General features: G+C 66.9%; 21 protein-coding genes. 17 read left to right on the forward strand and 4 right to left on the reverse strand.

The genetic code is table 11. The features are described from left to right. Positions 1-55 precede the first annotated feature (55 nt). From modB to moaC, 4 genes are all read left to right on the forward strand, one after another. Complete coding sequence (gene modB / locus HCH03_RS14495; RefSeq protein WP_246600061.1) at positions 56-1,585, forward strand: molybdate ABC transporter permease subunit; 1,530 nt, start codon at positions 56-58, stop codon at positions 1,583-1,585. Positions 1,586-2,063: 478 nt separating this feature from the next. Beyond that, positions 2,064-3,176, forward strand: coding sequence for a sulfate/molybdate ABC transporter ATP-binding protein (locus tag HCH03_RS14500; protein WP_221690069.1), 1,113 nt, complete (start codon positions 2,064-2,066; stop codon positions 3,174-3,176). 105 nt (positions 3,177-3,281) lie between these two features. After that, the gene (gene moaA / locus HCH03_RS14505) at positions 3,282-4,283 is read left to right on the forward strand and encodes a GTP 3',8-cyclase MoaA (protein ID WP_221690070.1); all 1,002 of its coding nucleotides are present in this window, start codon (positions 3,282-3,284) and stop codon (positions 4,281-4,283) included. Positions 4,284-4,495: 212 nt separating this feature from the next. Continuing rightward, the gene (gene moaC, locus HCH03_RS14510) at positions 4,496-4,993 is read left to right on the forward strand and encodes a cyclic pyranopterin monophosphate synthase MoaC (protein ID WP_080144795.1); all 498 of its coding nucleotides are present in this window, start codon (positions 4,496-4,498) and stop codon (positions 4,991-4,993) included. 741 nt (positions 4,994-5,734) lie between these two features. Here moaC and HCH03_RS14515 read toward each other — a convergent pair. Next, on the reverse strand, positions 5,735-7,555 hold the full coding sequence (locus tag HCH03_RS14515) for an FAD-dependent oxidoreductase (RefSeq protein ID WP_221690071.1): 1,821 nt from the start codon (positions 7,553-7,555) through the stop codon (positions 5,735-5,737). Positions 7,556-7,826: 271 nt separating this feature from the next. Between HCH03_RS14515 and HCH03_RS14520 the strand changes: the two genes are divergently transcribed. Further along, positions 7,827-9,293: a LuxR family transcriptional regulator gene (locus HCH03_RS14520; protein WP_185904944.1), complete on the forward strand. Its 1,467-nt coding sequence runs from the start codon at positions 7,827-7,829 to the stop codon at positions 9,291-9,293. 122 nt (positions 9,294-9,415) lie between these two features. Here HCH03_RS14520 and HCH03_RS14525 read toward each other — a convergent pair whose 3' ends face one another. The 3 genes from HCH03_RS14525 to HCH03_RS14535 form a co-directional block, all read right to left on the reverse strand. Beyond that, complete coding sequence (locus HCH03_RS14525) at positions 9,416-12,247, reverse strand: LamG-like jellyroll fold domain-containing protein (protein WP_221690072.1); 2,832 nt, start codon at positions 12,245-12,247, stop codon at positions 9,416-9,418. Between the two features lie 205 nt (positions 12,248-12,452). Then, positions 12,453-12,917: a bacterioferritin gene (gene bfr, locus HCH03_RS14530; RefSeq protein ID WP_080144799.1), complete on the reverse strand. Its 465-nt coding sequence runs from the start codon at positions 12,915-12,917 to the stop codon at positions 12,453-12,455. Between the two features lie 71 nt (positions 12,918-12,988). Next, positions 12,989-14,743 carry a LuxR C-terminal-related transcriptional regulator gene (locus HCH03_RS14535; protein WP_221690073.1) on the reverse strand — a complete coding sequence of 585 codons (1,755 nt, stop codon included), beginning with the start codon at positions 14,741-14,743 and terminating at the stop codon, positions 12,989-12,991. Between the two features lie 353 nt (positions 14,744-15,096). Between HCH03_RS14535 and HCH03_RS14540 the strand changes: the two genes are divergently transcribed. From HCH03_RS14540 to HCH03_RS14595, 12 genes are all read left to right on the forward strand, one after another. Beyond that, entirely contained in the window at positions 15,097-15,465 is a 369-nt protein-coding gene (locus tag HCH03_RS14540) for a hypothetical protein (protein WP_221690074.1), read from the forward strand. A gap of 65 nt (positions 15,466-15,530) precedes the next feature. After that, positions 15,531-16,670: a hypothetical protein gene (locus tag HCH03_RS14545; protein WP_221690075.1), complete on the forward strand. Its 1,140-nt coding sequence runs from the start codon at positions 15,531-15,533 to the stop codon at positions 16,668-16,670. A 439-nt stretch (positions 16,671-17,109) separates the two neighbouring features. Continuing rightward, positions 17,110-19,449, forward strand: coding sequence for a molybdopterin-dependent oxidoreductase (locus tag HCH03_RS14550; RefSeq protein ID WP_080144803.1), 2,340 nt, complete (start codon positions 17,110-17,112; stop codon positions 19,447-19,449). Positions 19,450-19,464: 15 nt separating this feature from the next. Beyond that, positions 19,465-19,824 carry an oxidoreductase gene (locus HCH03_RS14555; RefSeq protein WP_080144804.1) on the forward strand — a complete coding sequence of 120 codons (360 nt, stop codon included), beginning with the start codon at positions 19,465-19,467 and terminating at the stop codon, positions 19,822-19,824. 62 nt (positions 19,825-19,886) lie between these two features. Beyond that, a complete protein-coding gene (locus tag HCH03_RS14560; protein ID WP_080144805.1) occupies positions 19,887-20,105 on the forward strand; it encodes a hypothetical protein in 219 nt (72 codons plus the stop codon). Between the two features lie 62 nt (positions 20,106-20,167). Then, positions 20,168-20,392 (forward strand): hypothetical protein, encoded by a 225-nt coding sequence (locus HCH03_RS14565; protein ID WP_114600727.1) that lies wholly within the window; start codon positions 20,168-20,170, stop codon positions 20,390-20,392. Positions 20,393-20,550: 158 nt separating this feature from the next. Then, the gene (locus HCH03_RS14570) at positions 20,551-21,828 is read left to right on the forward strand and encodes an MFS transporter (RefSeq protein ID WP_185904938.1); all 1,278 of its coding nucleotides are present in this window, start codon (positions 20,551-20,553) and stop codon (positions 21,826-21,828) included. 675 nt (positions 21,829-22,503) lie between these two features. Further along, entirely contained in the window at positions 22,504-23,304 is an 801-nt protein-coding gene (locus tag HCH03_RS14575) for a YebC/PmpR family DNA-binding transcriptional regulator (protein WP_221690076.1), read from the forward strand. Positions 23,305-23,505: 201 nt separating this feature from the next. Then, positions 23,506-24,036, forward strand: coding sequence for a crossover junction endodeoxyribonuclease RuvC (gene ruvC / locus HCH03_RS14580; protein ID WP_080144809.1), 531 nt, complete (start codon positions 23,506-23,508; stop codon positions 24,034-24,036). Further along, positions 24,033-24,632, forward strand: a complete 600-nt coding sequence (ruvA, locus tag HCH03_RS14585) for a Holliday junction branch migration protein RuvA (RefSeq protein WP_221690077.1) — start codon at positions 24,033-24,035, stop codon at positions 24,630-24,632. Before ruvC ends, ruvA begins: the two co-directional genes overlap by 4 nt. Positions 24,633-24,691: 59 nt before the next feature. After that, the gene (ruvB, locus tag HCH03_RS14590; protein WP_080144811.1) at positions 24,692-25,759 is read left to right on the forward strand and encodes a Holliday junction branch migration DNA helicase RuvB; all 1,068 of its coding nucleotides are present in this window, start codon (positions 24,692-24,694) and stop codon (positions 25,757-25,759) included. Between the two features lie 49 nt (positions 25,760-25,808). Next, positions 25,809-26,315, forward strand: a complete 507-nt coding sequence (locus HCH03_RS14595; RefSeq protein ID WP_221690078.1) for a hypothetical protein — start codon at positions 25,809-25,811, stop codon at positions 26,313-26,315. Positions 26,316-26,383: the final 68 nt, after the last annotated feature.

A 26,383-nucleotide genomic window follows, 5' to 3' on the forward strand; every position in this document is an offset into this window, starting at 1 on the left:
ATGACCAGGAGAGGATGGGCGAAGCGCCCATCCTCTCCGTGCGATAAGGAAAGCCATGAGAATCTTCCAGACAGACGCTCCTGCGGGCGGACGGGACAGGCTGGCTCGCGAAGCGAGGGACGCCGCGCGCTCGGGTGCGGCCGCGTCAACGGCCGCGCAGGATAAGACGAAGCGGGCTGCGGCCCTCCTCCTTGCGTTCGCCCTCGCATGCATGCTCGCCCTTGTTCCCGGCCTCGCCTTCGCGGGCGCCGATGACTTGGGCGACTTGGACGCGCCGAACCCGGCTGCGGGGACGAACGCCGACGCCGCGCAGAGCGCCACGGCGGCCGACGATGCCGTGAGCCTTTCCGCCGACGGCGCGTCCGCCTCCCTCGACGGAAGCCCCTTCGCGCTCAAGGACTTCTCGCGCTCCCAGGTGGGCAGCAACAGCGACATCGGCGGCGCGTACGCGGGCTACCGCTACTTCGTGTCGGACGAGCCCGGCAGCCTGGTGGTCATCGCCGTCGAGGGCCTCACCGTGGTGTACGTGCCCGCCGACACGGCGCAGCGGGTGGGCTTCGACGCCGGCTCGTCCGAAAGCCGCTCGTACCTCAAGCGCTTGCTGGTCGCTTTGGACGCCCAGAACTCGAAGGGCGGCGCCACGCTGTCCGTGGAGGGGGAATGGCTGTTCACGGGCGCGACCGAGCTTGAGCAGGACGGTGTGGCGTACAAGTTCGACCAGGAGCTCAAGCCGGGAGAGTACTACGCCTGCGTCGTCGGAGCGGACGGCTCGGACGTCACCGAGGCATCGAATCCCGCCCATGTGCGACTCACGCACGCCGACTTCGCGACGCTCGCCCCGGCGGGCGACGTCGAAGTGGTGGGCGCCGCCACCGGCCTGGCCGCGCTTGCGGAGTTCCTGGGCGGCATCGATTTGAGCCCCCTGTGGGTGACGCTCAAGACCACGCTCACGGCCATCGTGTTCATCTTCGTGCTGGGCCTGGCGGCCGCGTACTTCAGCCTGCGCATCCCCGCCCGGGCGCAGGACATCGCCGACTCCATCTTCACCATTCCCATGGTGCTGCCGCCCACGGTGTGCGGCTTTCTGCTGCTGCTGGCGTTCGGCAAGAACACGGCGGTGGGGCAGTGGTTCATCGACATCGGCTTCCCTCTCATCTTCAGCTGGCAGGCAACCGTCATCGCCGCCGTGGTGGTGGCGTTCCCCCTCATGTACCGCAACGCGCGCGGCGCGTTCGAGAACCTCGATCCGAACATGCTCGACGCGGCCCGCACGCTGGGCTGGAGCAACGCGAAGATATTCTTCAAGCTCATGCTGCCGCTGTCGTGGTCGTCCATCGCGGCCGGCACCGTGCTGTCGTTCGCGCGCGCCTTGGGCGAGTTCGGCGCCACGCTGTTTTTGGCCGGCAACTACCTGGGCATCACGCGCACCATCCCCATCGCCATCTACTTCGAGTGGATGAACGGCAACACCGACGTGGCCATCTTCTGGACCATCGTCATCATGATATTCAGCTTCATCGTCATCCTGTTCATCAACCTGTGGAGCAGGCGCACGACGAAGTACCGCAGAAAGGCCGAAGCATGATGGGGACCTTTGTGGCGCGGTCGGGCGGCGATGCCCCGTTGCTTGTAGGGGCGGCTTTTTGCGAACCTGCCCGCAGGCGGAGGCGCGGCCGTCCAGTCGCTCGGACAGTCCTCGCTGCGCTGCGGAACTCGCTTGGTGGACGGCCGCGCCTCCGCCTGCTGCCCGAACGTTGCGGAACTCGTCAGGCGGGCATCGCCGCCCGCCCGCTTCGCGAGGCTTCCTTTGCTGAAGACCTGCGGAATCGTCGGCTGGGTGAGGGGTTCGGCCTGCGAGGTTTGCCGTGGGTTGTCATCTTGGGCATGCGACAGTTCGGAGGACCGTCGCGCTCCCGAACATGCGAAGCGAGCGCAGGAAGACGTCGCGAAGCGATGACGTATTGCGTACCGCCCTCTGTCATCCTGAGCGGAGCGCGTAGCGCGAAGTCGAAGGATCCCGTGTGGCGTCAGCCGAAAACCTTTGGGAAGGAGCCGATGCCGGCATGAGCCTTGAAGTCAACATCAAGAAGCGGTTCTCGTCGTTCACGCTGGACGTGGCGTTCGAGGCGGGGGACGAGACGCTGGGGTTCCTCGGCGCGTCGGGGTGCGGCAAGAGCCTCACCATGCGTTGCATCGCCGGTATCGAGACGCCCGACGAAGGGCGCATCGTGGTGAACGGGCAGGTGTTCTTCGACTCCGCGCGGAAGGTCAACCTGAAACCGCAGCAGCGCAAGACGGCGCTGCTGTTCCAAAGCTACATGCTGTTCCCGAACCTGACCGTGGCCGAGAACGTGGGCGCGGGCATCGGGCGCGACGTGCCGAAAGCCAAGCGAGCCGCCATCGTGGCGGCCGAGCTCAAGCGGTTCGGCCTGGAAGGCTTCGACAAGCGCTACCCGGCGCAGCTTTCGGGTGGCCAGCAGCAGCGCGTGGCGCTCGCCCGCATGCTGGCGGCCCACCCCGGCATCCTCATGCTTGACGAGCCGTTCTCGGCGCTCGACTCGCACTTGAAGAGCGTGCTCGAGCAGAACCTGGTGAGCCTGTTCGACGCGTTCCACGGCACGGTGCTGTACGTGAGCCACGACATCGACGAGGCGCTGCGCTTCTGCGACCGCATCGCCGTGGTGGAAGCCGGGCGCATCATGGAGACGGGCACGGGCGACGATCTGGTGAACAGCCCCCAGTCGCTCGCGGGCATCAAGCTGTCGGGTTGCAAGAACGCCACGCCGGCCGAGCGCCGCGGCGATCATCTGGTGCGCCTGCCCAAGTGGGGCGTGGAGGTGGCCACGGAGGCGTTCGTGGCCGAGGACGTCAAGCACCTGGGCGTGCGCGCCTTCTTCCTCGAGCGTGCCGACGGGCCCGGCGAAAACGTCTACCGCGTGCGCGTGGACCGCGTGAGCGATTCGCGCTTCGAGCGCACGGTGCTCTTGGGCTTCCTCGATCGCGACGAGACGGAGGTGCCCACGGTCGAGCGCACGGAAGATGAGATGAAGTACCTGCACCAGCACCTGTTCTGGCGCATCGACAAACTCTCGACGCCTGCGGACCGGCTGCCCTACGAAGGCGAAGAGCTGTGGATCCGCATCCCGCCCGACAAGGTGTACCTGGTGTCGCGATAGTCCGGCTGCGCGAATGGCGGGCCTTTTGCCTGTTCGGCCAGATTGCGCCTCGCGAGCATAGGATCATGTCCTATAATATTCTCCCATGAGAAGGGAAGGGGCCCTATGAAAGACAGCCATGGTCGTACCATCGACTATTTAAGGATATCGCTTACCGACCGCTGCAACTTCCGGTGCATCTACTGCATGCCGGAAGAAGGCGTGGAGTCGCTTGCCCACGAGGACATCCTGAGCCTCGAGGAGATGGAGGAGGCGGTGCGCGTCGCCGCCGGCATGGGCATCCGCAGCATCCGCCTGACGGGCGGCGAGCCGCTCGTGCGCTTGGGCGTGGTTGACTTGGTGCGCGCCATCGCGCACACGCCCGGCATCGAGAACGTGTCCATGACCACGAACGGCGTGCTGCTGCCGAAGATGGCGAACGACCTTAAGCAGGCCGGCCTGTCGCGCGTGAACATCTCGCTCGACACGCTCGACCCCGAGCAGTTCAAGTACATCACCCGCCGAGGCGAGCTGCAGCAGACGCTCGACGGCATCGACGCCGCGCTCGAGGCGGGCTTCAACCCCGTCAAGATCAACGCCGTGGCCGTGCGCAGCCTGAACCAGGACTACCTGGCGTTCGCGAAGCTGTCCATCGACCGACCGCTGCACGTGCGCTTCATCGAGTACATGCCCGTGGGCGAGAGCTCCGGCAGCCACGGCTGCGGCTGGGGCAAGGAGGACGTCGTGCCCAGCGAGGAGCTGCACGACATCATCAACGAACGCGCCCGCGCTGCCGGCATGGACGAGCTGGTGCCCGCCGGCGACGACAAGCCGCTCGGCTGGGGTCCGGCGCGCTACTTCGAGTTCCCGAACGCGCAGGGCACGGTGGGCTTCATCTCGCCGCTGTCGCGCCACTTCTGCAGCGAGTGCAACCGCCTGCGCCTCACGGCCGACGGCAAGCTGCGCCCGTGCCTGTTCTCGGACGACGAGTACGACCTGCGAGGCGCGCTGCGCGCCGGCGACGCGCAAGCGGCCCGCGCCGTGTTCGCCGAGGCCCTGGGCGCCAAGCCCGACGAGCATCACGACAAGGTGGGAACCGAGCGCGGGATGAGCCAAATAGGCGGGTAGGGAGCAGTTTCCGCTGCTCGCCGCGACGTGCATGCGGGCGGTGGGAGTCCGCGCCGGGCGGCCAGCAGGCCGCCCCGACGGAGGCTTACGTTGTCCGGACGCGCGTCGCGAGCGGCGAAATCCCCGTAGGGGCGATCTCCAGATCGCCCGGCGCGAGCGAGCGCAACAGCAAGAAGAATGCGGCGAGCAGCCGTTAGAGCTAAGGAGAACCCATGACCGAACAGCAACTCACCCATATCGACGAGCACGGCGACGTGCGCATGGTGGACGTGTCGCAGAAGGCCGACACCGAGCGTGTGGCGGTGGCCGAGGGCTTCATCAGCATGAAGCCGGAAACGCTCGCGCTCATCGTGGAGGGCAAGGCCGCCAAGGGCGACGTGCTGGCCTGCGCGCGCGTGGCGGGCGTCATGGCGTCGAAGCGCACGAGCGACCTCATTCCCATGTGCCACCCGCTGAACATCACGAAGGCCAAGGTGGAGTGCGCTCCGGTGGAGGCCGGTGAACGCGAGGACGGCCTCGTGGGCATCCACGTGACCACCACCTGCGGAGTCACCGGCAAGACCGGCATCGAGATGGAAGCACTCACCGCCGCTAGCGTGGCGTGCCTCACCGTGTACGACATGTGCAAGGCCGTCGACCGCGGCATGGAGATCATGGACGTGCGCCTGCTGAAGAAGGACGGCGGCAAGACGGGCCTCTGGGAGCGCTAGGGTCCTTCCGCTTCCCGACTCGCCGGAGCCTCGCAGCCGCGTCGCCCTGGGGCTTTCCGGCTCGGACGATCCGCCCGCCCGTCGGCGCACAGGAGCGTGGCCGCATTCGAGGCCGCCTCCGCGCAAAAATCACCGACGGCCCCCTAGGCGCGAACCCGAAAAGCCCCCTCGGCCGCGCGCCCTGCGCTCAACCGCGGCGTTTCCCCAGATCGCGGGATCCGGCTTGGGCGCGACGGACGCGCTGAGGGCTCAGGCAACGGGGGCGTCGGTGATTTTCGCACCGCAGACCCGGTTCCCGCCGTTGAGCCGCCGTCGACGCGCAGCCGCGCCCTTCTCCGGCGGTCCGCCTGCCGACGCGGCTGAAAAGGGGGCGCGCTTCGAGGCGGGTCGGGACCCGCGTGCAGACGCGGCGCCCCGAAGCCTCGTGGGCGAATGGGAGCTCCCTGCGGTCCCGCGCCCCGTTGCGGAACCGCTCGCGCCGGCCGGCTCGCGCTTCTCCGCGAGGGCCATGCCCTTGATTCGGCCCACGATCCGGTCCGCAGGCCCTCCTCCTCGATGCTTCGCCGACGGCCGCATCGCAGGCCAAGGCCCCCTTCTCGACTGTCCCGGAAAGGGGGCCGTGTCAATATTGGTTTAACAGCGGACCGCGCAAAAGAGAACCGCCGTCCGGGGAGGGGTTGGACGGCGGTTCGGGAAGGAGTGCGGGCACCCGTTGGAAGGCGGCGCCCGCAAGGGGTGTGCTTAGATGTCGAGGCTGGGTATCTTCGTCTCGGCGTCGCCGCCGGCGGCGTTGATGCCGGCGATGCGCCCGAAGGTGACGCAGCGGCCGTGGCCGATGCCCGGCACGTACGTGGGATAGTCGCCCGCGCCGAAGAACTCGCCGGCGGCCGAGCCGCACACGTACAGGCCCTCGATCGGCTGGTCCTCGGCGTCGAGCACCTGGCAATCGGTGTTCGTGCGCAGGCCGCCGCACATGGTGAGCAGGCTGGCCACCAGCTTGCCCGCGTAGAAGGGCGGATCCTGCACCTTGCCCATGACTTCGGGGCGCTTGCCGTAGTCGAGGTCCTTGCCCAAATCGCACAGCTCGTTGTAGCGATCGACCGTGGCCTTGAGGTTCGCGGCCGGCACGCCCATCTTCTCGGCGAGCTCATCCAGAGAGTCGGCCTTCACCGTCTGGCCCTTTTCGATCTCGCCCTCGAGCACGAGCTTCTGGGCTTCCAGGTTGTACTCGCCGCCCACGGGCTGCGTGAGCTGGCCCCACTGCAAACCGCCGCCGAGGCCGGCGTCCATCTGCGCTTTCACCTGCTCCAGGCCATGGGAGTCGTAGATGGTCCAAGCGTCCTTCTGCGTCTGCAGCGCCTTCGTGACGCTCTTCGACTGGGTGTTCACGTCCTCGTTCTTGAAGCGCTTGCCGTCCCAGTTCACGTGCAGGAAGCCGTAGCTGGCCGCGCCGAAGTCGAGGTGCATGACGGCCGCGTGCGGCTCGGACTTCTGCATGGCCGCGCCGGCCCAGATGGCCTGCTTGTGCATGTCGCCGGTGTCGCAGTCGGGCGGGTTGTAGAAGCGGCCGTCCATGGCGTAGGCGGTCATGGGCGAGTAGTACTGGAACATCTCGTTGTCGGCCGCGTAGTCGCCCGAGGCGATGATGACCGATTTCGCGTTGATCTGCGTGTACTCGTCCTTGCCGGTGGACACGATGGCACCGGTCACCGGGCCGTCGCCATCGCGGACGAGGCGCTCGCTCTTCGTTTCCCAGCGAATCTCGCCGCCCTTGTCGGCGATGGTCTCGTACAGCGCCGGCACGAGCACCGCGTTGCCGTACACGTCGCCCACGCCCGAGCCCTCGTAGAACGTGAAGTTGATGGTCTCCTCGTACTTGTCGGCCTTGTAGAAGATGTGCGTGACCGGGTACTCGGTGTAGTCGGGGCCCTTGTAGTAGCCGTCCCACAGAAGCGCCTCGAGGCCCTTCTTGGTGGCCAGGTCGTACAGCCAGTCGAAGCACGCGCCGCTCTTGTGCGCGAACTCCCACAGCAGCGGCTCCTTCACGCGGCCCTGCGCCCAGTTGATCCAGCGGCGCACGACGTTGTTGTAGTTCGGTTCCTCGACGAGCCCCTTGTCCACGAGGCCCTGCTGCACCTTCGTGTGGAAGCCGGCGATGTGCACGCCGCGCGCGACCACCGTTTCGGGGTTCTTGTCGATGGTGATGACCTTCTTCGCGCCCTCTTCGAGCGCGGCGATGGTGGCGCAGCAGCCGCCCAGGCCCGCGCCGATGACGAGCACGTCGCAGTCTTCGGTTTTGGCGATCTTGCCGCCTTCGATGGCCTCGGGCGCAATCTCCCAGCTGTGCATGCCGGCCACGTCGGGACCTGCCGAGGCGCCGCTTTTGGCCACGGGGATACCGTCCGCGGCGCCGGATCCGTTCGCCCCCGACGACTTGCCCGCGTCGCTGCTGCTCTGCGGAGCGCACCCCGCCAGTCCGGCAACCGCCGCGCCCGCAAGCGCGGTGCCGCCCAAGCCCAAGAACGCTCGACGCGATAGATCCCGCTTCTTCTCTTCCTTCATACGTGATTCCCTCCTCTGTTGCCAAAGCTCGCGGCCCCTTACCGCCGCATTGCCCCGACCATACGCTTGGCCCTGCGCGCCATCATCCCGTCGGACGGGGGAACTTTGGCTTCAGGCGTGATTTCCCCCTACCTGGGGGAGGCTATTTGCACGGACGCCTCCGAAAAATATAAGCCCTTCGCGTATAATCTTGCGCGGGGATAGCTGCCGGATTCGCTCGCGCGCCGCAGGGCGCAGCGCGGGCTTCCGCCGCACGCAAGGGGAGGGATGCATGACACCATCGTTGCGGAAAGAGCTGTGGCGCACGCCCGACGTGCTCGGCTTCGCGGCGCACTGGACGTGGATCTGGTGCGTGTTTTGGAGCTCGCTGTTCTATGCCGAAGGAACGCTGCTCGGCTCGTCGGCTCCGGTCGGCGCCGCGACGGGCTTCGCGGCCATCGCGCTGGAGCCTCTGTGGGTGACCTCGTTGCTGGCGAACGTGGTGACCATCGCGTTTCTGCTGCTGCTCTCCTATGCAAGGAACCCGCTGTCCGACGTGAGGTGCCTTCCCGTCCTTGCCGCCGCGTTCACCGCGCTGGGCACGCTGGCCATCTCCCACCCCTCGCTCGCTTTGACGGGAGGCGGCGCCTGGGCGGTCTACCTGGCCGGCTCGCTGCTCACGGGCGTGGGCAGCGGCATCGTCGTGGTGCTGTGGGCCGAGCTGCTGGCGTCTTTGGGGTCGCAGCGCACGGTGAACTACAGCGTGGTTTCGCTGCTGCTCGCCGCCGTGGCGTACCTGGTTATCAGCCTGCTGCCCATCGACGCGGCCCAGCTGACGGTGGCCCTGCTGCCCCTCGTCAGCATGGGGTGCTTCGTCCATTTCAAGCGCAGCGTGCCGCGGCCGCCCCGGGCGATGCGCAACGTGCGCGTGCGCGAGAAGCCGCCCGTGCGCATGATGGTGATAGCCGTGTTCTTCGGCGTGTCGTTCGGCGCTATGAAAGGGCTCATCGCCCCGGTGGACAGCGAATGGATAGGCGTGCGCGACCAGCTGAACATCATCGCCATCGCTGGCGGCGCGCTGACCGCGTTCGTCACCATGAGCGTGTACAAAATGGACTTCGACCACCTAACGTACCAGATCGCGTTGCCGCTCATGGCGGCGGGGTTCTTGTTCCTGCCGCTGCACGAGCCGTGGAACGTCATCGGCACCGCCGTGCATCAGTTCGGATACCAGTACTTCTACATCGTGCTGTGGGCGCTGTGGCCCGTGCTGGCCGCGCGGGGGAGGGTGCCCACCGGCTGGGTTGTGGGGTGGGGGATGCTGTCCATCCAGCTGGGCCAGTTCGTCGGCTCGATCGCCGCTTCGAGCGCCCTCGTGTTCATCAACGACGACTTGGGGCTGGCCATGCTATCGGCCGGCATCGTGTTCGTGGTCCTGCTCATCGCGCTGTTCGCCATGGGAAGCGGCTCTGCCAGCACGGGATGGGGCTTCGTGAAGCCCATGGAGGAGGCCGACGCCGCATCCGATTTCGAGAAGGCCGGCACGCGCCTGGCGCGGCGTTGCCATCTTTCGCCGCGCGAGATCGAGGTGTTCTTCCTGCTGGCGAAGGGACGCAACCGGGCCTACATCCACGAGGAGCTGGTCATCGGCGACGAGACCGTGAAAAGCCACATCAAGAGCATCTACCGGAAAACCGACGTGCATTCCCAGCAAGAGCTGATCGATCTGCTGGAACGCGAAAGCGACGTCGAGGAGTAGCACCTCCGTCAATTCCCTTTCGGGCTGGCGGGCGCACGGCTGGAGGGCCCAACGCGCGAGAAGGCCCCGTTGCCCGCTTGGCGCGCGACGCGGGCGCACCAAGCGGGGGGGGGATGGCGGGGCTACCGCGAGTCCTCGTCGCGGAACTCGCCGTTGAGAAAGCCGCGCGCCACGCAGACGGCCGCGCCGGCTGCGGCGGCCATGCCCACGAGCGCGCCGCCGAAGTCGAGCGGGTCTCCCGTCTTCGCCAGCTTCGAAGTGCCGGACGAGAGGGGGAAGGTCTCGGATGAGCCCGATCCGCCGGTGCCGCCGGTGCCGCCGCCCTGCCCGCCAGGATTGGGCGTCGGCGCAGGATCGGGGTCGGGCGTGGGGTCGGGATCCGGATCGGGCGTGGGGCTGGGATCGGGGTCCGGGTCGGGGTCGACGACGGCGGCTGCCACCGGCAGGGCCAGGGAGGCCTGCGAATAGCCCGCGTGGTAGGTTACCAGGTAATCGCCCTCGTCGGCGGGAACGAAGGAGTACAGCGTGGAGGCTCCCGCGGCGGCTGCGGCGGCAAGCGCCTGGGCGCCCTCGGGCACCGAGGTGATGGAGAGGCCCACGGGGTTGCCGGCGGGGTCCGTGACGCTCGGCACGGCCTCGAGGGCCGCGCCGTTCGACGCCGTGGCGGTCGCGGGGGCGATGACGCACGCCGTTCCCGCCGTGGGCGAGCCGAACTCCTCGACGGCGGGAAGCTCGATGGCGGCGGGGGCGCTTGCCAAGTAGTTCGCCGCGACGTCTTCGGCGGTCGCCACGGTGCCGTGCGTCAGTTTGGCGAAGGCCACCTTCGCGGCGCTGAACGCCTGCGGTTTGCCGGAGCCGTCGACGTCGGCGCCGATGAACCAGCGATAGGGCGACGAGCTCGGCGGGGCGATGGGGCCCGAGGCCGCCGTCTCGCCGACCAGCGCGCCGTTCTGGTACATCTTGATGGCGGCGCCGTCGTACGTGGCGGTGATATGGGTCCACGTGCCGGGCTCCACCGGGGCCGACACGTTGGTCGAGCCGTCGGTGAAGTAGTAGTGCAGGCGCCCGTCGGGATAGTATTCGAGCCACTGGCCGCCGCCCTGCCCGCACGAGAAGACGTCGGTGTAGCCCGAGCCGGGTTTCCGGGTGAACTGCAGCAGTATCTCGGCGGTGGTGGAGGTGGCCAGCTTGGCGAAGTCTTCGGTCGCGAAGTCGTACCCGAACGCGTCGGAGGATCCGTCGAACACGGCGACCTGCTTGCCGAAGTCCTCCACCAGCTCGAATCCGGGGTTGCCGAAGGCGGTGACGGCGTGGGGCGCGTCGGACGCGTCCTCGGCCGAGCCCGTCGAGAAGTCGACCGACAGAAGCGGCGTGGCCGGCACGACCTCCTGGCCCGCGGTGGTGAAGACGACCTCGCCCACGAGCGTCTCCTTCTCCCAAGGATTGCGGGCGTAGGCCTTCAGGCTGTAGGCGCTTTCGGGGGCGAGCTTCGCGCCGAACAGGGGCCGGGTGAACTCGGCCGGCTGGTTCACGGGGGCCTTGTAGTAATCGGACATATAGCAGGCGTTGTACACTTCGGTGCCCTGCGCGTCCACCACGACGATGCGGTAGGCCATCACCACGTCGTCGGCCAGGCCCGAGACGTCGGGCTTCACCTTGTCGGCGGTGATGGTGAACGACGCGCCGGTCTGCGTGACGGAATCGGCCGCGATGCGCACGGCGGCGCCTTGCTCCAGCACGGGCGGCTTGCTGGCGGCTCCCATGGCCTCGTGCGTGTAGACCCAGGTGGACTTGTCGGACACCTTGAACGTCCAAGGGCGGCCGAGGTAGGTTCCGCGCCGGAAGTCCATGCGGCGGATGGTGACCTCGTGCCCGTTGGCCGGGTCGACCTCCACGAGAAGGCACTGGCTCGCGTCGTAGCCGCTGTTCGGGTGCCCGCCGGCTGAGCCGTTCTCGTCGTAGCCGTCGGCGTTCGCGCCGCCGCGCATCCAGAAGTTGTTCCCGAACGTCGCGGTCTGCACGAGCGTGAACCCGTCGAGGTCTTGGAAGATGGAGCGGGGGTCCTCCTCGGGAATGTGCGTGTGCCCCGAGAAATGCACGAGCTGCGGGTACGCGGCTTTGAGCTCGTTGTAGAACGCCTTGGAGTTGCGGTCGCCGTCGGGGCCGAAATCGCCTATCCAGCCGGCGCTGAACGGGGTGGGGGAATACCACACGGTGTCGGGGAAGGGGTGGTGCGTCATGAAGAAGATGGGCTTGGTGCCCGTGGGGTCGTCGGCCGCCGCGGCGGCTATCTCGCGCCTCATCCAGTCGAGGCGCGATATCTGGGTGGTTCCATCGTCATCGTACATGGCGTCGCCGTACCAGTAGCCGTGCCCGCAGCTGGCGGCGATCACGTGGTAGCCGCCGACGGTCGTGTGCACGTTGAGCCTGCCCTCGGCGACCCCGCCCGGCTTCTGGAGGGCTCCCTCGCAGGTCAGCTGCGATAGGAAGGAGCTGAAGTTCGCCACCGCGTTGCCGCCGAGCGCCGTGCCGCCCACGCCGAACTCGTGGTTGCCCATGACGAACAGCGCCGGCTTCTTGATGCTGGCGTTCGCGCCGGCGAGCAGCGCGGCGTACTCGCTGGCGGTGCCCGTGTTCACCGAGTCGCCGTCGAACACGTGGGCGGCGCAGTCGGGCACGGCCCGGTAGATGGCGTCGAAAGCGTGGGGAAGCTTCTGCTCGACGTCGCAGCCGGTGTAGTGCGTGTCGCTGTGCACCGTGAAGCGCACCTTGCTGCCGGAGAGCGCGGGCCATTGCGGCTCGGAGGGCTGCGTGAACGCGGCGTTCGCTTCCTGGTCGGGGAACACGAGCATGCCGCCCGCCACGCTCACGCCCGCCATGGCGGCCAGTTTGAGGAACGTGCGGCGCGTCACGCCGAACGTTCCCTTGTCGTACGCGGTTTCAAGGGGTTCCATGATGTCCTTTCGGTCGATTGCGCGCCTATCGTATGCGTGCAAGGTAAAGGACGGGCAAGGCGGAGGTCATGCGCGCGCAAGGATCGTGTAAGGATTGCGGCAGGCGCGGCTCCGCGCGCGAAAAAAGGCCGGTGCCGGACGGGGTTCTCCCGACCGGCACCGGCCTTCGATTTTCCGCGTTTGCGGGCGCGCGGACGCGTTGCCGCTAGTTCTGCGTGGAGAGGAACGTGGGCAGCGTCATCTGCTCGATCTGGTCCTGCAGCTCCTCCAGCTCGTCGAGGTGCTTGTCCTCGTCGCGCAGGATGCCCTCGAGCACGTCGCGCGTGGCGTAGTCCAGCACCTTGCCTGCCAGCACGATGGCCTCGTTGTACATCTTGATGGCGGTCAGCTCGGAGGCGTGGTCGTTGTCCACCTGCTGGGGGATGGTGGAGCCGATATGGATGTCGTCCAGGTTCGACACGATAGGCGTGCCTTCCAGAAACAGGATGCGCTCGATGAGGCGCTCCGCATGCTTCATCTCGGTGATCGAACGCGTCTTGAAGTTCTTGCTCAGGCGCTCGTAGCCCCAATCCTCGGCCATTTCCGCGTGCACCATGTACTGGTTGATGGCGGCCAGCTCGCTTGCCAGCAGGTCGTTCAGCGAGTCGATGAGTTCGGGATTTCCTTTCACGGTGGTGCTCCTTCCATTGGAGGTTCTCGTCTTGCAAGATTGTAGGGCGCTGCGTTCGAGGCGACGCCGATTTATCGATACCGTAGGCGTTCCGTGGCCGTTTCGACATCTGCGACCTGCGCCTCGCCGATCGCGTCGGCCGAACGTGCCCGCGCCGGGTCACCGACGCCGCGCGCATTGTTCCCACCGTCGGTTTTCGGCGCCTGGTCAAGCAGGGTCGCCCTGCTCCGCGGCGGCGCCCCCGCCGAGCGTATCTCGTCGGGCGACACCGACTCAACCATGTCGATGAGCTCCTGCTTGGAATGTATGTCCAGCCTGCAGTAAATGTTGTAGATATGCGTTTTGGTGGTGGCCTTGGAGATGCAGAACGTCTCCTCGATGAACTTGGCGTCGCGCCCCTTGGCCAGCAGCTCGAAGATCTCGGTCTGCCGGGGGGACAGGTCGTACTTCTTGCAGACGTAGGCGACTTTGAAGCGCCACGCGCCCCCGCGGCCGCCCGGTTCCCCGACCGGGCCGGATTGCCGGTCCGGGCGTCCCTCGTCGGAGGGTTTCTCGTCGGCGGCGGCGAGGGGCTCGCGGTCTTCGGCGGGGCGCGTCTCGTCCTCTATGCACAGGATGCGGTCGAACAGGTCCGACGTCGGGTAGGCGCCTTTGTTCATGAACGTTTGGGCGAACACGTTGAACAGGACGACCAGTATGCAGGCCGCGAGCAGCAGCGGGGAGTCCAAGCCGTTCGAAACGCCGACGAAGGCGCAAACCAGGCCCGCCGTCACGCCCCCGCCGACGAACGCCTCCTCGCCCATGTACCAGGCGGGGTTCAGCTCCTCGAAGCGTATGAACTCGACGCTCGCGTTGATCACGATGATGATCTGGACGGAGGCGACGAGCATCAGGAACATCAGGCAGGCGTACTTTCCCACGGTGGGCATCGGGAACAGCGGCAGGGCGCCGAGCGCGACCGTGAGGGCCAGGTGGTCCTTCGAGTACCGCTCGAGCGCGTAGTCCCGCTTCTCGTGGAACGCGAGCAGCACGAAGCCGGCGAGCGCCACGGGCACGACGAACAGGGCGGCGGGCGCGAGCGTTCCCAGCGCGCCGTACTCCATGAGGTCGTGGCGCTGCGTGCACACGAGGCCGAGCGCGAAGCCGAAGTCCAGGCCGATGGTCGTGTACGTCCATCGGTCCGCGCTGGCCGTCATCGCCCGTTTCCGGGACTCCGCTCCGCTGACGGACATGAGCTCTTCGTGGATGCTCGTCTTGTTGGTGCGAAGCAGCACCCACGACAGGACGGCCAGGCTGGAGGAAACCGCCGTCGCCTCGAGGTTCGACAGCTTCATCATCGAGAACAGGCCCGTGGCTATGATGGCGCACACGAACGCCATCGATATGAGCGACACCAGCAGGATATGCGAGAACTCGCACATCCGCAGGCACCAGCGAAAGCTCGTGCACACGATGCCGACGGCGACGAGGGGCAGGGCCCACGTCGCGCCGATCCCGAAGAGCAGGGGGCAGACGCAGGTTCCCACGACGGAGGCGACGACGATGATCGTCTTGCCGCAAGACGACATGAAGAACGTGCACTTCCACTTCAGCACCAGCAGCGAGGCGAAGGCCGACAGCGCAAGCACGACCAGGTAGGGCACCTCGACGCCGAGCAGCGCGAAGCGCCCGTCGGAAAGCGACGAGTCGAACAGCAAGAGGAAAACCGCCAGTATCATCAGCGACAGGCTGACGAAGCCGCCGAGAAACGACAGCAGCCCCTCTTCCCTTTTCTGGATATCCCCTACGATGGTGGTCGCGCTCCCGCCCTTGCCCTCGGCATTCATCGTTCTTCCTCCCCCCGATAAAAGAACAATCATGTAAAGAGAAGCTATCGCAAATGAGGCTCGGGCGTGTAAGGCATGCGGTATGAATCTCGGCGGTTTGAAGCCTGCCGCCGGGCGCATTCAACCTTCGTGCCCGATAGAAAAATCGAAGCAAACAGGACAGGCTGGTATTGTACCGGCGGGCCCGCCGCGCGCAGCTGGCCCGCCTCGCAACGGTGCCCGATCGTTACCGTGGCTCCGGCCGCGTCGGGGTCTGCGAGCTCCCGGTGCGCGCGGACGCTCGGATCGCCGGGAAACGCCGGCGCATAAGGGGAGGGGCGTTGCCTTCGGCTATGGAGAAAGGGGGACGTGCCGTGTGCATGCATTGCAGCCAGATGTGCGACAAGTGCAAGCCGGCGGAAAGAAGGGCCTTCGTGTGCGGCTCGTGCGGGAAGGCGACGATCCTCTCCCGTGGCGACTGCCTGTACGCCCTGGGGTATTGGAAGGCTGCGAAGCCGGAAGGGGAACGCGCGTCGGGCGACGAAGGCGCGCGGCGCTTTTCCTGCCGGCACTGCGGCGCGAGCCTGGCCGACGCCGTGCGCGAGGCCGTGCGCCCTCTGCCGTGCCGGTACAGCGGCATCGTGTGCGCCTACCCCTGCCGCCGACGCGACAGGTCGCGTGGAGCGGCGGACGCGCCCTGCAGGAAGCAGGTTCTGGCGAAGAATCCCGAAAGGGCGGGCTAGGCCCTGCGAGGGTCGGCGCCGGCTCGAAAGACTTGAGACCGTTTTCGTTGAGGAGAGGAAGGGCCATGATTCAGGAAAAGTACGGTGACTACGAACTGAGCTCCTACGATCGGGTTGCGCTGACGCTGCCGGATTTCACGGTGTCGGATCAGGACGTTGCGGCGGAGATGGAGCGCATCGCCGCCCGGCACGCCACCAACGTCACCATCGACCCGCATCCCGTGCGGGCCGACGACCTGGTTCTCATGAACATCAAGACCAGGGAGGGGGAGAACCCGTTTCCGGGGTTGACCCACGACAACGTGGACGTGCAGCTGGGCGTGGGGTCGCTGCCCGAGGAGGCCGAGGTGGCCCTGCTGGGGCACGAGGTGGGCGACGTGGTGGAGGCGCGGTTCCCGTACGTGGACTATTCCCAGGTGGCCTCGGAGCGGGAGGCGCCGGCCGACGGCGGCTGCGGCGTCGGCGAGGCGGGCGAGCCCGAGACGGTGGAGCTGGTGTCCCGAATGGAGATAGTGGCGCTTCGCCGGTTCGTCACGCCCGAGATCACCGACGCGTGGGTGGCCAAGAACATCGCCCTTTCCAGCACGGTGGAGGAGTTTCGCGAGAGGACCGCGAGCAGGCTGCTCAGGGAGCGCCGCCGCGCATACGCCAACAACGTGGAGTACCTGGTCATGGACGAGATCGGCAAGCGTCTGAAAGGCGAGCTTCCCGCCGAGGTCGTGGGCCAGGTGGTCAAGCAGATGATGCGCGAGTTCGACCGGTTCCTCGAGCAGTACGAACTGGATCGCGCGGCGTACCTGGCCATCCAGGGCCTCGACGACGTCGCCTTCGCCGAGCGCATCGACCGGGACGCCCGCGACCGCGTGGCGCAGGACATCGCACTCGCCTCGTGGGCCACCCGTTACGGCATCGAGCTCGACGACAGCGACATCGACTTCATGTTCGGCGAGCCCACGCCCGAAAGGACGTACGAGGCCCGGGTGGAGGCCGAGCAGTCGGGCCAGATCGACACGTTCAAGGACCTGGCGCTGCGCGCGAAGGTGGCCGAGCTCGTCACCCGCGACGCGCTCTTCCTAACCCCGGACGGGGCGGAGGACAAGGGCTTCAAGCACGAGATCGACGCGAAGTACCGCAAGCAGCAGATGGTCCGCGCCCACGCGACGTCCGATCCCATGCTGAAGCCGCCCCTGGTTCCCCTGCGGTGAGCCGACGCGCTCCCTCCCGCTTCCGGGGCGCCATGCCCCGCGCCGCTCGCAAAGAGCCGAGGCCCCCATCGGGTTTCGGCTCTTTTTCATGCCCGCATACGCCGCGCCGTCCTGTCGCGTCCCCAGCGACCGCTCCTGTAGGGCAAGGGCAGGGCCCTTGCCGCTCAACCAACAGCGTTTCAACAGGTCGACGGCAAGGGCAGAGCCCTTGCCCTACAAGACAAGCGCGGCGGCGCTTTCGACGCGGCCGGCCGAAAGCGCCGAACCGCGCCTCATACCAGCGGTTTTAGGCAAAGGTATGACCAGATAAATTACTACTTTTTACTTGATGGGTAAACCGCGCCCCGCAGTATATGGTGAGCGAAATCGACCCGGACGATCAGGGTCGAAAGCATGCGGACAGCCGCATGGAGGGAATGACGAGGAAGAGGAGTGTGAGATGGAGAAGCAGTTTGACCATGAGTGGCAAACGCCGCAGCCTGATGGCTCGACTATCTTCAGGACCTGTGCTTGGTCTCCTCCGGGAGACCACCCGGTTGGATGCGGTGTCGAGCTGCACGTGAAGGACGGCAAGCTCGTGCACGTGGAGGGCGACGAGACCCACCCGATCACGCAGGGCCGCCTGTGCCCCCGGTGCCTGGCCCTGAAAGACTACACCTACGACCCCAAGCGCATCATCCACCCGATGAAGCGCGACCCCGCGAAGCGCGGCCAGTCCGACGCCTGGGAGCAGATCACGTGGGACGAAGCCTACGAGATCATCCAGGAGAAGGTCGCCGACATCGAGCAGAAGTACGGCCGCGAGGCCATCGTCGTGTACGGCGGCACCGGCCGCGAGGCGTGCATGTTCTACTACCCGGTGGCCTTCTCGGTGCTGAACACCCCGAACCTGTGCTACGCGCAGTCCGGCTGGTCCTGTTACGGCCCGCGTTCCTCCGTGGCCGACTACATCCTGGGCGCCGGCTATCCCGAGATCGACACGGGTTACTTCCCCGACCGCATGGACAACCCGGAGTACGAGCTCACCGAGGTGGCCGTGTGCTGGGGCAAGATGCCCCTTTGGTCCAACGGCGACGGCTTCTTCGGCCACTCGCTCATCGACATGATGAAGCGCGGCACGAAGATCATCTGCATCGACCCGCGCGTCACCTGGCTCGGCTCCCGCAAGGGCAACATGACCCTGCAGCTGAAGCCCGGCACCGACGCCTCGCTGGCGCTCGGCATCCTGAACGTCATCATCAACGAGGACCTCTACGACCACGACTTCGTCGATAACTGGTGCTACGGCTTCGACGAGCTGGCCGAGCGCGTGAACGAGTACCCCCTGGAGCTCGTGGAGAAGCAGACGTGGGTTCCCGCCGACCAGATCCGCACCGCCGCCCGCGTCATGGCCAACGCGCACCCCATGTGCATCCTGTGGGGCCTGGCCATCGACCAGAACAAGAACGGCGTGCAGGCCGGCCACGCCATCCTGTCCATCATGGCCATCACCGGCAACATCGACGTGCCCGGCGGCCTGACGGTGGGCGATCCCTCCGTGCGCCTGGGCCACTGGTGCACCGACTCCCGCCAGTACCTCTCCGACGAGATCTGGGAGAAGCGCATCGGCGTGGACAAGTGGCCGGCGTTCGCCGCGACCATGGCGTCCACCCACCCGGACGAGACGCTCGAGACACTTGAGACGGGCATCCCCTACGCCCCGAAGATGGCCTGGATCAACTCCTCCAACTTCGTGTCCGCCACCTGCTCCGACCAGAACCAGCGCTGGTACAAGGCGCTTCTGCCCATGGAGTTCACGGTCGCTTCCGACTTGTACATGAACCCCACCATCGAGGGTTTGGCCGACCTGTTCCTCCCCATGAGCACGTTCGCCGAGCACGACGGTTTCGTCATCCCGTACTACATGTCGAACAACGTGTGGCTGGGTTGCATGGCCAAGGCGTTCAGCACGGGCGACACGAAGTCCGACCTCGAGATCTGCTACGAGGTGGGGCGCCGCGTCACGCCGCACGCCAACTGGTCCAAGTACAACGACGTCACCGAGTGGCTGGAAGAGCAGCTCGACGACGAGCCGCTGCTGCCGTTCACGTGGGACGAGTTCAAGGAAATGGGCGTGTACTTCCCGCCGATGACCTATCGCAAGTACGAGAAGGGCATGCTCCGCAACGACGGCGAGCCCGGCTTCAACACCGTCTCCGGCAAGTTCGAGCTCTACTCGGTGCTCTACGACGCCTGGGGCGAGGATCCCATGCCGTACTACGAAGAGCCCACGTACTCCCAGGTGTCCAAGCCCGAGCTGGCCGAGGAGTACCCGCTCATGGCCACCTCCGGCGCCCGCGTGTCCGCGTTCTTCCACTCCGAGCATCGCCAGATCGCCAAGCTGCGCGCGCTGAACCCCGACCCCGAGGTCGAGATCAACCCCGTCACCGCCGCCAAGTACGGCATACAGAACGGCGACTGGGTGCAGGTGTACAACATGTTCGGCAAGGGCAACTGGCGCGCCCGCGTCACCCCGACGATCGACGAGCGCACCATCCACTGCCAGCACGGCTGGTGGTTCCCCGAGGAGGACGGCGACGCCCCGAACCTCTACGGCGTGTTCAAGGCGAACTTCAACCTGCTCGTTCCCCACTTCAACGTCGGCAACCTCGGCTTCGGCTGCCCGGCGAAGGGCATCATGGCCAACATCCGCAAGGTCGCCAGCTTGGAAGACCAGAACGAGGAGAACTACCAGCAGGTTCCCCCGGTTCTCATCGAGAACCACGGCCGCATCTACTAGAAAGGGGTGGGAAAGATGGCTGATTACAGCAACTACGGTCTTCTGATCGACTACAAGTACTGCGACAACTGCGGCTCGTGCGTGGTCGCCTGCCAGGAAGAGAAGGGCCTCGCCGCCGACCAGTACGGCATCAAGGTCTTCGAGAAGGGCCCGTGGAAGAAGGACGACGCCACGATGGAGGACGGCTGGGATTGGGACTACGTTCCCGTTCCCACGGACCGCTGCGACCTGTGCGCCAGCCGCCTCGACGCCGGCAAGAAGCCGATGTGCGTGAAGCACTGCCTGACGTTCTGCATGGACTACGGCCCGCTCGACGAGCTCGCCAAGAAGGCCGCCGGCCTGGGCGAGAAGGTCGCCATCTTCAAGGTTCACTAGCAGTTGCCCGGCTGCGCCTGAAAAACCGGGCGCAGCCCCACTTCAGACCAAGGGGGTATCACATGGATCGCGACGCTATTTTCAACATGTCGATGCAAGAGCGCATCGAGTACTTCAACGGCCGTCTGGCCGGCGGCGAGTCCTACGAGGACATCCTCGCCAGCGTGGGCCTGACGAAGAAGGAAGCCGGGCAGTCCGAGCCCTACGGCCTCGGGTTGATCAAGCTCGGCAACGAGGTGAAGCCCAAGCCCGGTCGCGGGGAGAACGGGTTCGCCTGGTAGGCAAGGGTCTCGACGGGGCCGGGCCGCCGCGCTTGCGGCCCGGCCCATGAAAGGATGTGCGTATGTGTTTCAGACCAGCAGCGGCGGAATCGGTGCCCGTATGCCCGCATTGCGGCGAGAAGGTGCCCATCATGGGCGGCGTGGTGCTGAAGAAGTGCCCGCATTGCAAGGGGGACATGCCCGAGATATCCGCCGCGGGCGCTCCATCCGGAGCCCCTGGCGCGCCCAAGGCGCCGGGAGCGCCCCAGGCGCCCGGCGCGCCGAAGGCTCCGGGCGCTCCGAAGTAGTTTTATAGGGCGGCGCGGGCTCCAGGGGGGAGCCGGGCCCGCGCCGCGATCCATCAAAGTGGCAGATGCCGCTGTATCCCGCACCTGAAGGACTTCGCCCGCCGCGCGTCGGCGGCGCGCGGACGCGTGCGTCTGCCATTCACTTGAGAGGGGTTGAAATGGTAGAAGATAGCAAGGGAAAGGCGAAGACGCCGAAGGGAGCCTGGGTGGTCATGCTCTCGGTGTTCCTGGCCGGTATCGTGATGGCCTTCGCGCAGTACAAGGTAACCGGCGTCTTGGCCTCGCCCGATCCCACCGCTCCTTCGATCGCCCGCGACCTGGCGCTCGACAACGCCACGGCGGGCTGGCTCATGAGCCTGTTCACGCTGGTGGGCATATTCCTTGCCTTCCCGGCGGTGGCTATCATCAAGAAGTGGGGCATCAAGGTGGGCGGCTTGGTGGCGCTCGTGTTCGCCGTCGTGGGCGGTATCATCGGCGTGTTCGCCGACAGCGCCACGGCCATCATTATCGCCCGCATCATCGAGGGCTTCGGCCTGGGCTTCATCGGCGTCATCGCCCCCTCGGCGATAGCCATGTGGTTCCCCATCGAGAAGCGCGGCGCCCCCATGGGCATCTGGAGCTCGTGGCAGATGTGGGGTATCTGCGCCTCGTTCTTCTTCGGCATTCCCATCACGAACGCCTTCGGCGACGCGTTCGGCTACGCGTGGAAGAACCTGTGGATCGTGGGCATCGTGCTGCTCATCATCTCCATCGTCATCTACGCCGTGTTCGTGAAGGTGCCGCCTGCGGGCGAGAACCACGCCGACCTCAACGACGAGACCGACGGTAAGGTGAGCATCTTCGCCGCCTGCAAGTACAAGAACGCCTGGATCATGGCCCTGGCCGGCTTCGCGTTCGGCATCTCGAACTCCACGGTCATCGCCTGGATATCGCCGTTCTGGCAGGCGTCCGGCACGGCCGACGCCATCATGGCCAACAACATGACCGGTGCCATGTACCTCATCGAGTGCATCGGCTGCATTGTGTTCGGCTTCATCCTGAACGCCATCACGAAGCGGCGCCGGTTCATGGTGGTGAACTCGCTCATCTGGGCCGTGGCGTTCTTCCTCATGTTCCGCGTGTCCGGCATTCCCGGCGCGCTCATCATGCTGGTGGTGTACTCGGTCGTGGAGTCGGGCTACTGCGCGGCCATGTGGACGCTGTGTCCCCAGGCCGTGCCCGACGCCCGCGCGGGCGCCTCGATGGTGGCCATGTTCACCGTGGCGGTCGATTTGGGCATGATGCTGGGTTCCCCGCTGGGCGGCATGTTCATCGACGCGTTCTCCGGCGAGTTCGGCGCGCTGGCCTACATGGTGTGCGGCGCCCAGCTCGTGGCGACGGTCTGCTATGCCCTGGTGAAGATGTACGACGCCAAGGGCGTCGCGCAGAACATCTAGCCGCTTCCCGCGCGGCCTGTGCGGGGCTCCGTGCGCCGGGGCCCCGCAGGGGGCGGGGAAGGGTTGACGGAGCGGGGCGCCCCCGCAGGGCAAGGGCTCTGCCCTTGCCGCCCAACCGGCAACGTTTCTCCAGGTCGCCAGCAAGGGCAGAGCCCTTGCCCTGCGGGGGGGGCGTCGGGAACATGCGTTGTCGCGACTTTTGACGTGCAACCCCTTCCGGATCCGGGAAACGCGTTGCGCCGCCCGCCGAAAGTTCCGATTGTGCCGTGACGCTCCCGCATTGGGCCGCCTACCCCCTGAGGCGGTCCAATGCGGGAGCGTTCGCGTGCCCCCCCCCTCGTTTCCGCCGGCCGCCGTTTTTCCGTTTCCGCCCATGCGTTGTCGCCCGAAAGCCTCGGTTTCGAGGTGAAAATCGAGGCTTTCGGGCGACAACGCATGACGAGGCGAGTCGTCGGCAGGTGCGGGGTATAGGAGGGTGTTGTGCTCCGTCGCCCGAATACGCGCTGCGACGGGGTTGGACGGGCGGTGGCGACGGGGGCTCCCGCCCATCTCACCCGCCCGCCCGTTCGTCTTGGCGCCCCTGCGTTTTTTGAAGACCGTGAGAAAGAGAACGGGGCGTTTGACGGGTGTGCTAGAATACACCGTTGGTATTGCTGTATTTGGAAGGGATCGTATATGTCTGGGCATTCAAAGTGGGCTACAACGAAACACCGCAAGGCGGCGCAGGACGCGAAGCGCTCCGCCTTGTTCTCCAAGCTGTCGCGCATCATCACGGTGGCGGCGAAGGAGGGCGGCGACCCGAATCCCGAGAACAACGCGTCGCTCGCGGCCGCCATCGAGAAGGCCAAGGGCTACTCCCTGCCTAAAGACAAGATCAAAACCGCCATCGACAAGGCGTTCGGCTCCGGCAAGGACGCTGCGAACTACGAGACGGTCGTGTACGAGGGCTACGGCCCGGCCGGCATCGCCGTGTACTGCGAGGCGCTGACCGACAACCGCAACCGCACCGCGGCCGACGTGCGCAGCGCGTTCTCGCATGCGGGCGGTAGCTTGGGCACGTCGGGCTCCGTGGCGTTCCAGTTCGAGCGCAAGGGCCAGATCATGGTGCCCAAGGAGGTCGAGACCGGCGACAAGAAGAACCCCGTGAAGCCGAACGGCGCCGCGGCCGACGAGGAGGAGTTCATGCTCGCCGTGGCCGAGGCCGGCGGCGACGACTACGAGGACGCCGAGGACGAGTGGATTGTCTACACCGGCCCCACCGACCTCATGGCCGTGAAGAAGGCGCTCGAGGAGGCCGGCACCGAGACGAAGGGCGCCGAGCTCACCATGATCCCCACCACGCCCACCGAGGTGAGCGTGTCCGACGCGAAGAAGGTCATGCGCCTGGTGGACAAGCTGGAGGAGCTCGAGGACCTGCAGAACGTCTACCATACCATGGACATCACCGACGAGATCGCCGAGGCGCTCGACGAGTAACGCGCCGCGTGCGTTCCGCAGCATCAACGAAGCCGCCGCAAGCCCCGAGCTTGCGGCGGTTTTTTGTGCATCGGGGCGCGGCGGACGACGCGGCGTGCGTCTGACGTAGAGAAGGCGCGCTTTCGGACGCGTCTTTTTCGTGGGCTTTGCGGTTTTGTGGTACTATGCAAGCGAACATTCGTTTGCGAAGAAATGAGGACGATGGCGCGCACCGAACGGACGATACTCGGCATCGACCCGGGCCTGGCGAACACGGGCTGGGGCATCGTGGCGCAGAGCGGGCCGCGCCTGTCCTGCGTGGCCTACGGCTGCATCTCCACGCCGGCTTCCGCACCCTTGGCGCGTCGGCTGGGCAAGATCCACGAGCAGATGGCCGCCGTCATCGCGCGCTTCGAGCCCACCTGCGTGGGCATCGAGACGGTGTGGTTCGGCGTGAACACGCAGAGCGCCTTCGCCACGGGGCAGGCGCGCGGTGCCGCGCTCGTGGCGTGCGCCGAGGGCGATCTGGACGTGGGAGAATTCTCTCCCAGCCAGATCAAGCTCGCGGTGGTCGGTGCCGGCTCGGCCGACAAGGACCAGGTGCAGTACATGGTGCGCCAGCTGCTGGCGCTCGAGGCGGTGCCGAGCCCCGATCATGCGGCCGACGCGCTCGCGGCCGCCATCTGCTACACGACCCACGAGGGCTTCGCGGCCGCGGCCGCGGCGGCCGCGACGCAAGGAGGCGCGCGATGATCGCGTTTTTGAAGGGAAGGCTCGCGGGCAAGACCGCGACCGCCGCGTTCGTCGACGTGAACGGAGTGGGCTATGCCGTGGGCATGTCGCAGGCGAGCCTGGCGAAGCTGCCGGAGGCCGGCGCTCCTGTGGAGGTGCACACGTACCTGCAGGTGCGCGAGGACGCCGTCGCGTTGTACGGCTTCCTGTCGATCGAGGAGAAGGCGCTGTTCGAGCGGCTTATCGGCGTGAGCGGCGTGGGGCCGAAGGTGGCGCTGGCGGCGCTCTCGGTGTTCACGCCGCAGGCGCTCGTGTCGGCCATCGCCGCGCAGGACGTGGCCGGCGTGTCCAAGATCCCCGGCGTGGGCAAGAAAACGGCCTCGCGCATCATCTTGGAGTTGAAGGGGTCGCTCGACCAGGGTCTTGCGGGGCTGTTCGACGACGTCGCGGCTCCGGCGGCGCAGGTCGACGAGCAGCTGCGGGGCGCACGCGAGGCGCTGCTGTCCATGGGGTTCACGTCGGCCGAGGCCGACCTGGCCCTCAAGGGCGCGCCCGAGGGCGCGGCGGAGGGTGCCCTTTTGCAGTACGCCCTCAAACGGTTGGGATCCGAGCACTGATGCGCGCGGGAACCTGTGGTACCGTGGTAGGCGACGGCGGCATGCGAGGATAGGCGGCTATGGAACGCAGCGACATAGAGATAGAGGGCTTGGGATACGTGGCCGACGGCGCGGACGCTGCGGCCGCGCGGCCGCGCGCCGTGGCCGCCGAGCTCACGGAAGACGACCTCGCGCTCGACCGAAGCCTGCGCCCGAAACGCCTGGGCGACTACCTGGGCCAGACGAAGGTGAAGGAGTCGCTCGCCATCCTCATCGAGGCGGCCCGGGCGCGCGGCGACGTGGTCGACCACATACTGTTCTCGGGCCCTCCCGGCTTGGGCAAGACGACGCTCGCCACCGTGGTGGCCAACGAGTTGGGCGCGAGCATCCGCACCACGAGCGGCCCCGCCATCGAGCGCACGGGCGACCTGGCCGCCATCCTCACGAACCTCGAAGAGGGCGACGTGCTGTTCATCGACGAGATCCATCGCCTGAACCGCATGGTGGAGGAGGTGCTCTACCCCGCGCTCGAGGACTTCGCGCTCGACATCGTGGTGGGGAAGGGTCCGGCCGCCCGCTCCATCCGGCTCGATCTGCCGCACTTCACGCTCGTGGGGGCCACCACCCGCACGGGCCTGCTCACCGGGCCCTTGCGCGACCGCTTCGGCATCTCGTTCCGTCTGGCGTACTACACGCCCGAAGAGCTGGCCTCCATCGTGCGGCGCTCGGCCTCCATCTTGGGCATCGACATCGCCGAGGACGGCGCCTTGGAGATAGCGCGCCGCAGCCGCGGCACCCCGCGTTTGGCGAACCGCCTGCTCAAACGCGTGCGCGACTGGGCGCAGGTGCGCGGGGACGGCACGATCGACGAAGACGTGGCCGCGCAGGCCCTGAGCTTCTTCGAGGTCGACGCGCTCGGGTTGGACGCCGTGGACAACCGCATCCTCGAGCTTCTGACCGTGCAGTTCGGCGGCCGCCCCGTGGGGCTCACGACGCTCGCCTCGGCCCTGTCGGAAGACCCCGACTCGCTCGAGGACGTCTACGAGCCGTTCCTCATGCAGCAGGGCCTTATGGTGCGCACGCCGAAGGGCCGCCAGGCAACGCCCCGGGCCTACGAGCACTTGGGCATGCAAGCCCCGTCAGCCTGAAGACGAACGCCCCGTGCGACAAGCGCACGGAAGAGACAGGAGTCGGAACATGCTGGAACAGGACTACCTCATGCGCATACTGCTGCAGTTCGCGGAGATACTGCGGCGCAGTTGGATCAGGGCTCGGGACGATCGCGATCCGAAGGCCGCGGCCGACATGCTGGAGGACGCCGTGGGCGAGGCCACCGACATAGACGGCGGCACGCTGCTGTCCCTGGCTCCGGAGTCCATGGCGTCCATCCTGCAGGTTTCGGGCACCGACCCGCGCGTCATCGAGTACGTGGCGCGCAGCCTAATGCTGGTGTCGCTGTACCTGCGCGAGGCGGGCGAGGACTCCCTCGCCGACCTGCGCCTCGCACAGGCGCGCTCGCTGGGCGACGCCTACGGGCTCGACCTTCCCGACGACCCCGCCGACATGCCCGGGCTGTTGGACGAGTTCGAGGGCGCCGAGGAGGCCATCATCGACATCGCCTCCGCAGACGGGCCCGTCGGACCCGGCTCTGTCGCAGCCGACGACGATCCGGGCTTCGGGCGGGATGCCGACGCGCGGCGCTGACCGCTCCCTGAAACGTTCGCCGCGCGCTTCACCCTTCGGGCGATGTGCGCTACTATGCTTCCGGGAGA

Origin of the sequence: Gordonibacter massiliensis (ex Traore et al. 2017), assembly GCF_019731765.1 — a bacterium.
GTDB classification, from domain to species: Bacteria; Actinomycetota; Coriobacteriia; order Coriobacteriales; family Eggerthellaceae; genus Gordonibacter; species Gordonibacter massiliensis.

Coding starts and splice junctions, on each gene's coding strand:
- modB (WP_246600061.1), top strand. CDS start 56: ATGAGAATCTTCCAGACAGACGCTCCTGCGGGCGGACGGGACAGGCTG.
- HCH03_RS14500 (WP_221690069.1), top strand. CDS start 2,064: ATGAGCCTTGAAGTCAACATCAAGAAGCGGTTCTCGTCGTTCACGCTG.
- moaA (WP_221690070.1), top strand. CDS start 3,282: ATGAAAGACAGCCATGGTCGTACCATCGACTATTTAAGGATATCGCTT.
- moaC (WP_080144795.1), top strand. CDS start 4,496: ATGACCGAACAGCAACTCACCCATATCGACGAGCACGGCGACGTGCGC.
- HCH03_RS14515 (WP_221690071.1), bottom strand. CDS start 7,555: ATGAAGGAAGAGAAGAAGCGGGATCTATCGCGTCGAGCGTTCTTGGGC.
- HCH03_RS14520 (WP_185904944.1), top strand. CDS start 7,827: ATGACACCATCGTTGCGGAAAGAGCTGTGGCGCACGCCCGACGTGCTC.
- HCH03_RS14525 (WP_221690072.1), bottom strand. CDS start 12,247: ATGGAACCCCTTGAAACCGCGTACGACAAGGGAACGTTCGGCGTGACG.
- HCH03_RS14535 (WP_221690073.1), bottom strand. CDS start 14,743: ATGAATGCCGAGGGCAAGGGCGGGAGCGCGACCACCATCGTAGGGGAT.
- HCH03_RS14545 (WP_221690075.1), top strand. CDS start 15,531: ATGATTCAGGAAAAGTACGGTGACTACGAACTGAGCTCCTACGATCGG.
- HCH03_RS14550 (WP_080144803.1), top strand. CDS start 17,110: ATGGAGAAGCAGTTTGACCATGAGTGGCAAACGCCGCAGCCTGATGGC.
- HCH03_RS14555 (WP_080144804.1), top strand. CDS start 19,465: ATGGCTGATTACAGCAACTACGGTCTTCTGATCGACTACAAGTACTGC.
- HCH03_RS14560 (WP_080144805.1), top strand. CDS start 19,887: ATGGATCGCGACGCTATTTTCAACATGTCGATGCAAGAGCGCATCGAG.
- HCH03_RS14565 (WP_114600727.1), top strand. CDS start 20,168: ATGTGTTTCAGACCAGCAGCGGCGGAATCGGTGCCCGTATGCCCGCAT.
- HCH03_RS14570 (WP_185904938.1), top strand. CDS start 20,551: ATGGTAGAAGATAGCAAGGGAAAGGCGAAGACGCCGAAGGGAGCCTGG.
- HCH03_RS14575 (WP_221690076.1), top strand. CDS start 22,504: ATGTCTGGGCATTCAAAGTGGGCTACAACGAAACACCGCAAGGCGGCG.
- ruvC (WP_080144809.1), top strand. CDS start 23,506: ATGGCGCGCACCGAACGGACGATACTCGGCATCGACCCGGGCCTGGCG.
- ruvA (WP_221690077.1), top strand. CDS start 24,033: ATGATCGCGTTTTTGAAGGGAAGGCTCGCGGGCAAGACCGCGACCGCC.
- ruvB (WP_080144811.1), top strand. CDS start 24,692: ATGGAACGCAGCGACATAGAGATAGAGGGCTTGGGATACGTGGCCGAC.
- HCH03_RS14595 (WP_221690078.1), top strand. CDS start 25,809: ATGCTGGAACAGGACTACCTCATGCGCATACTGCTGCAGTTCGCGGAG.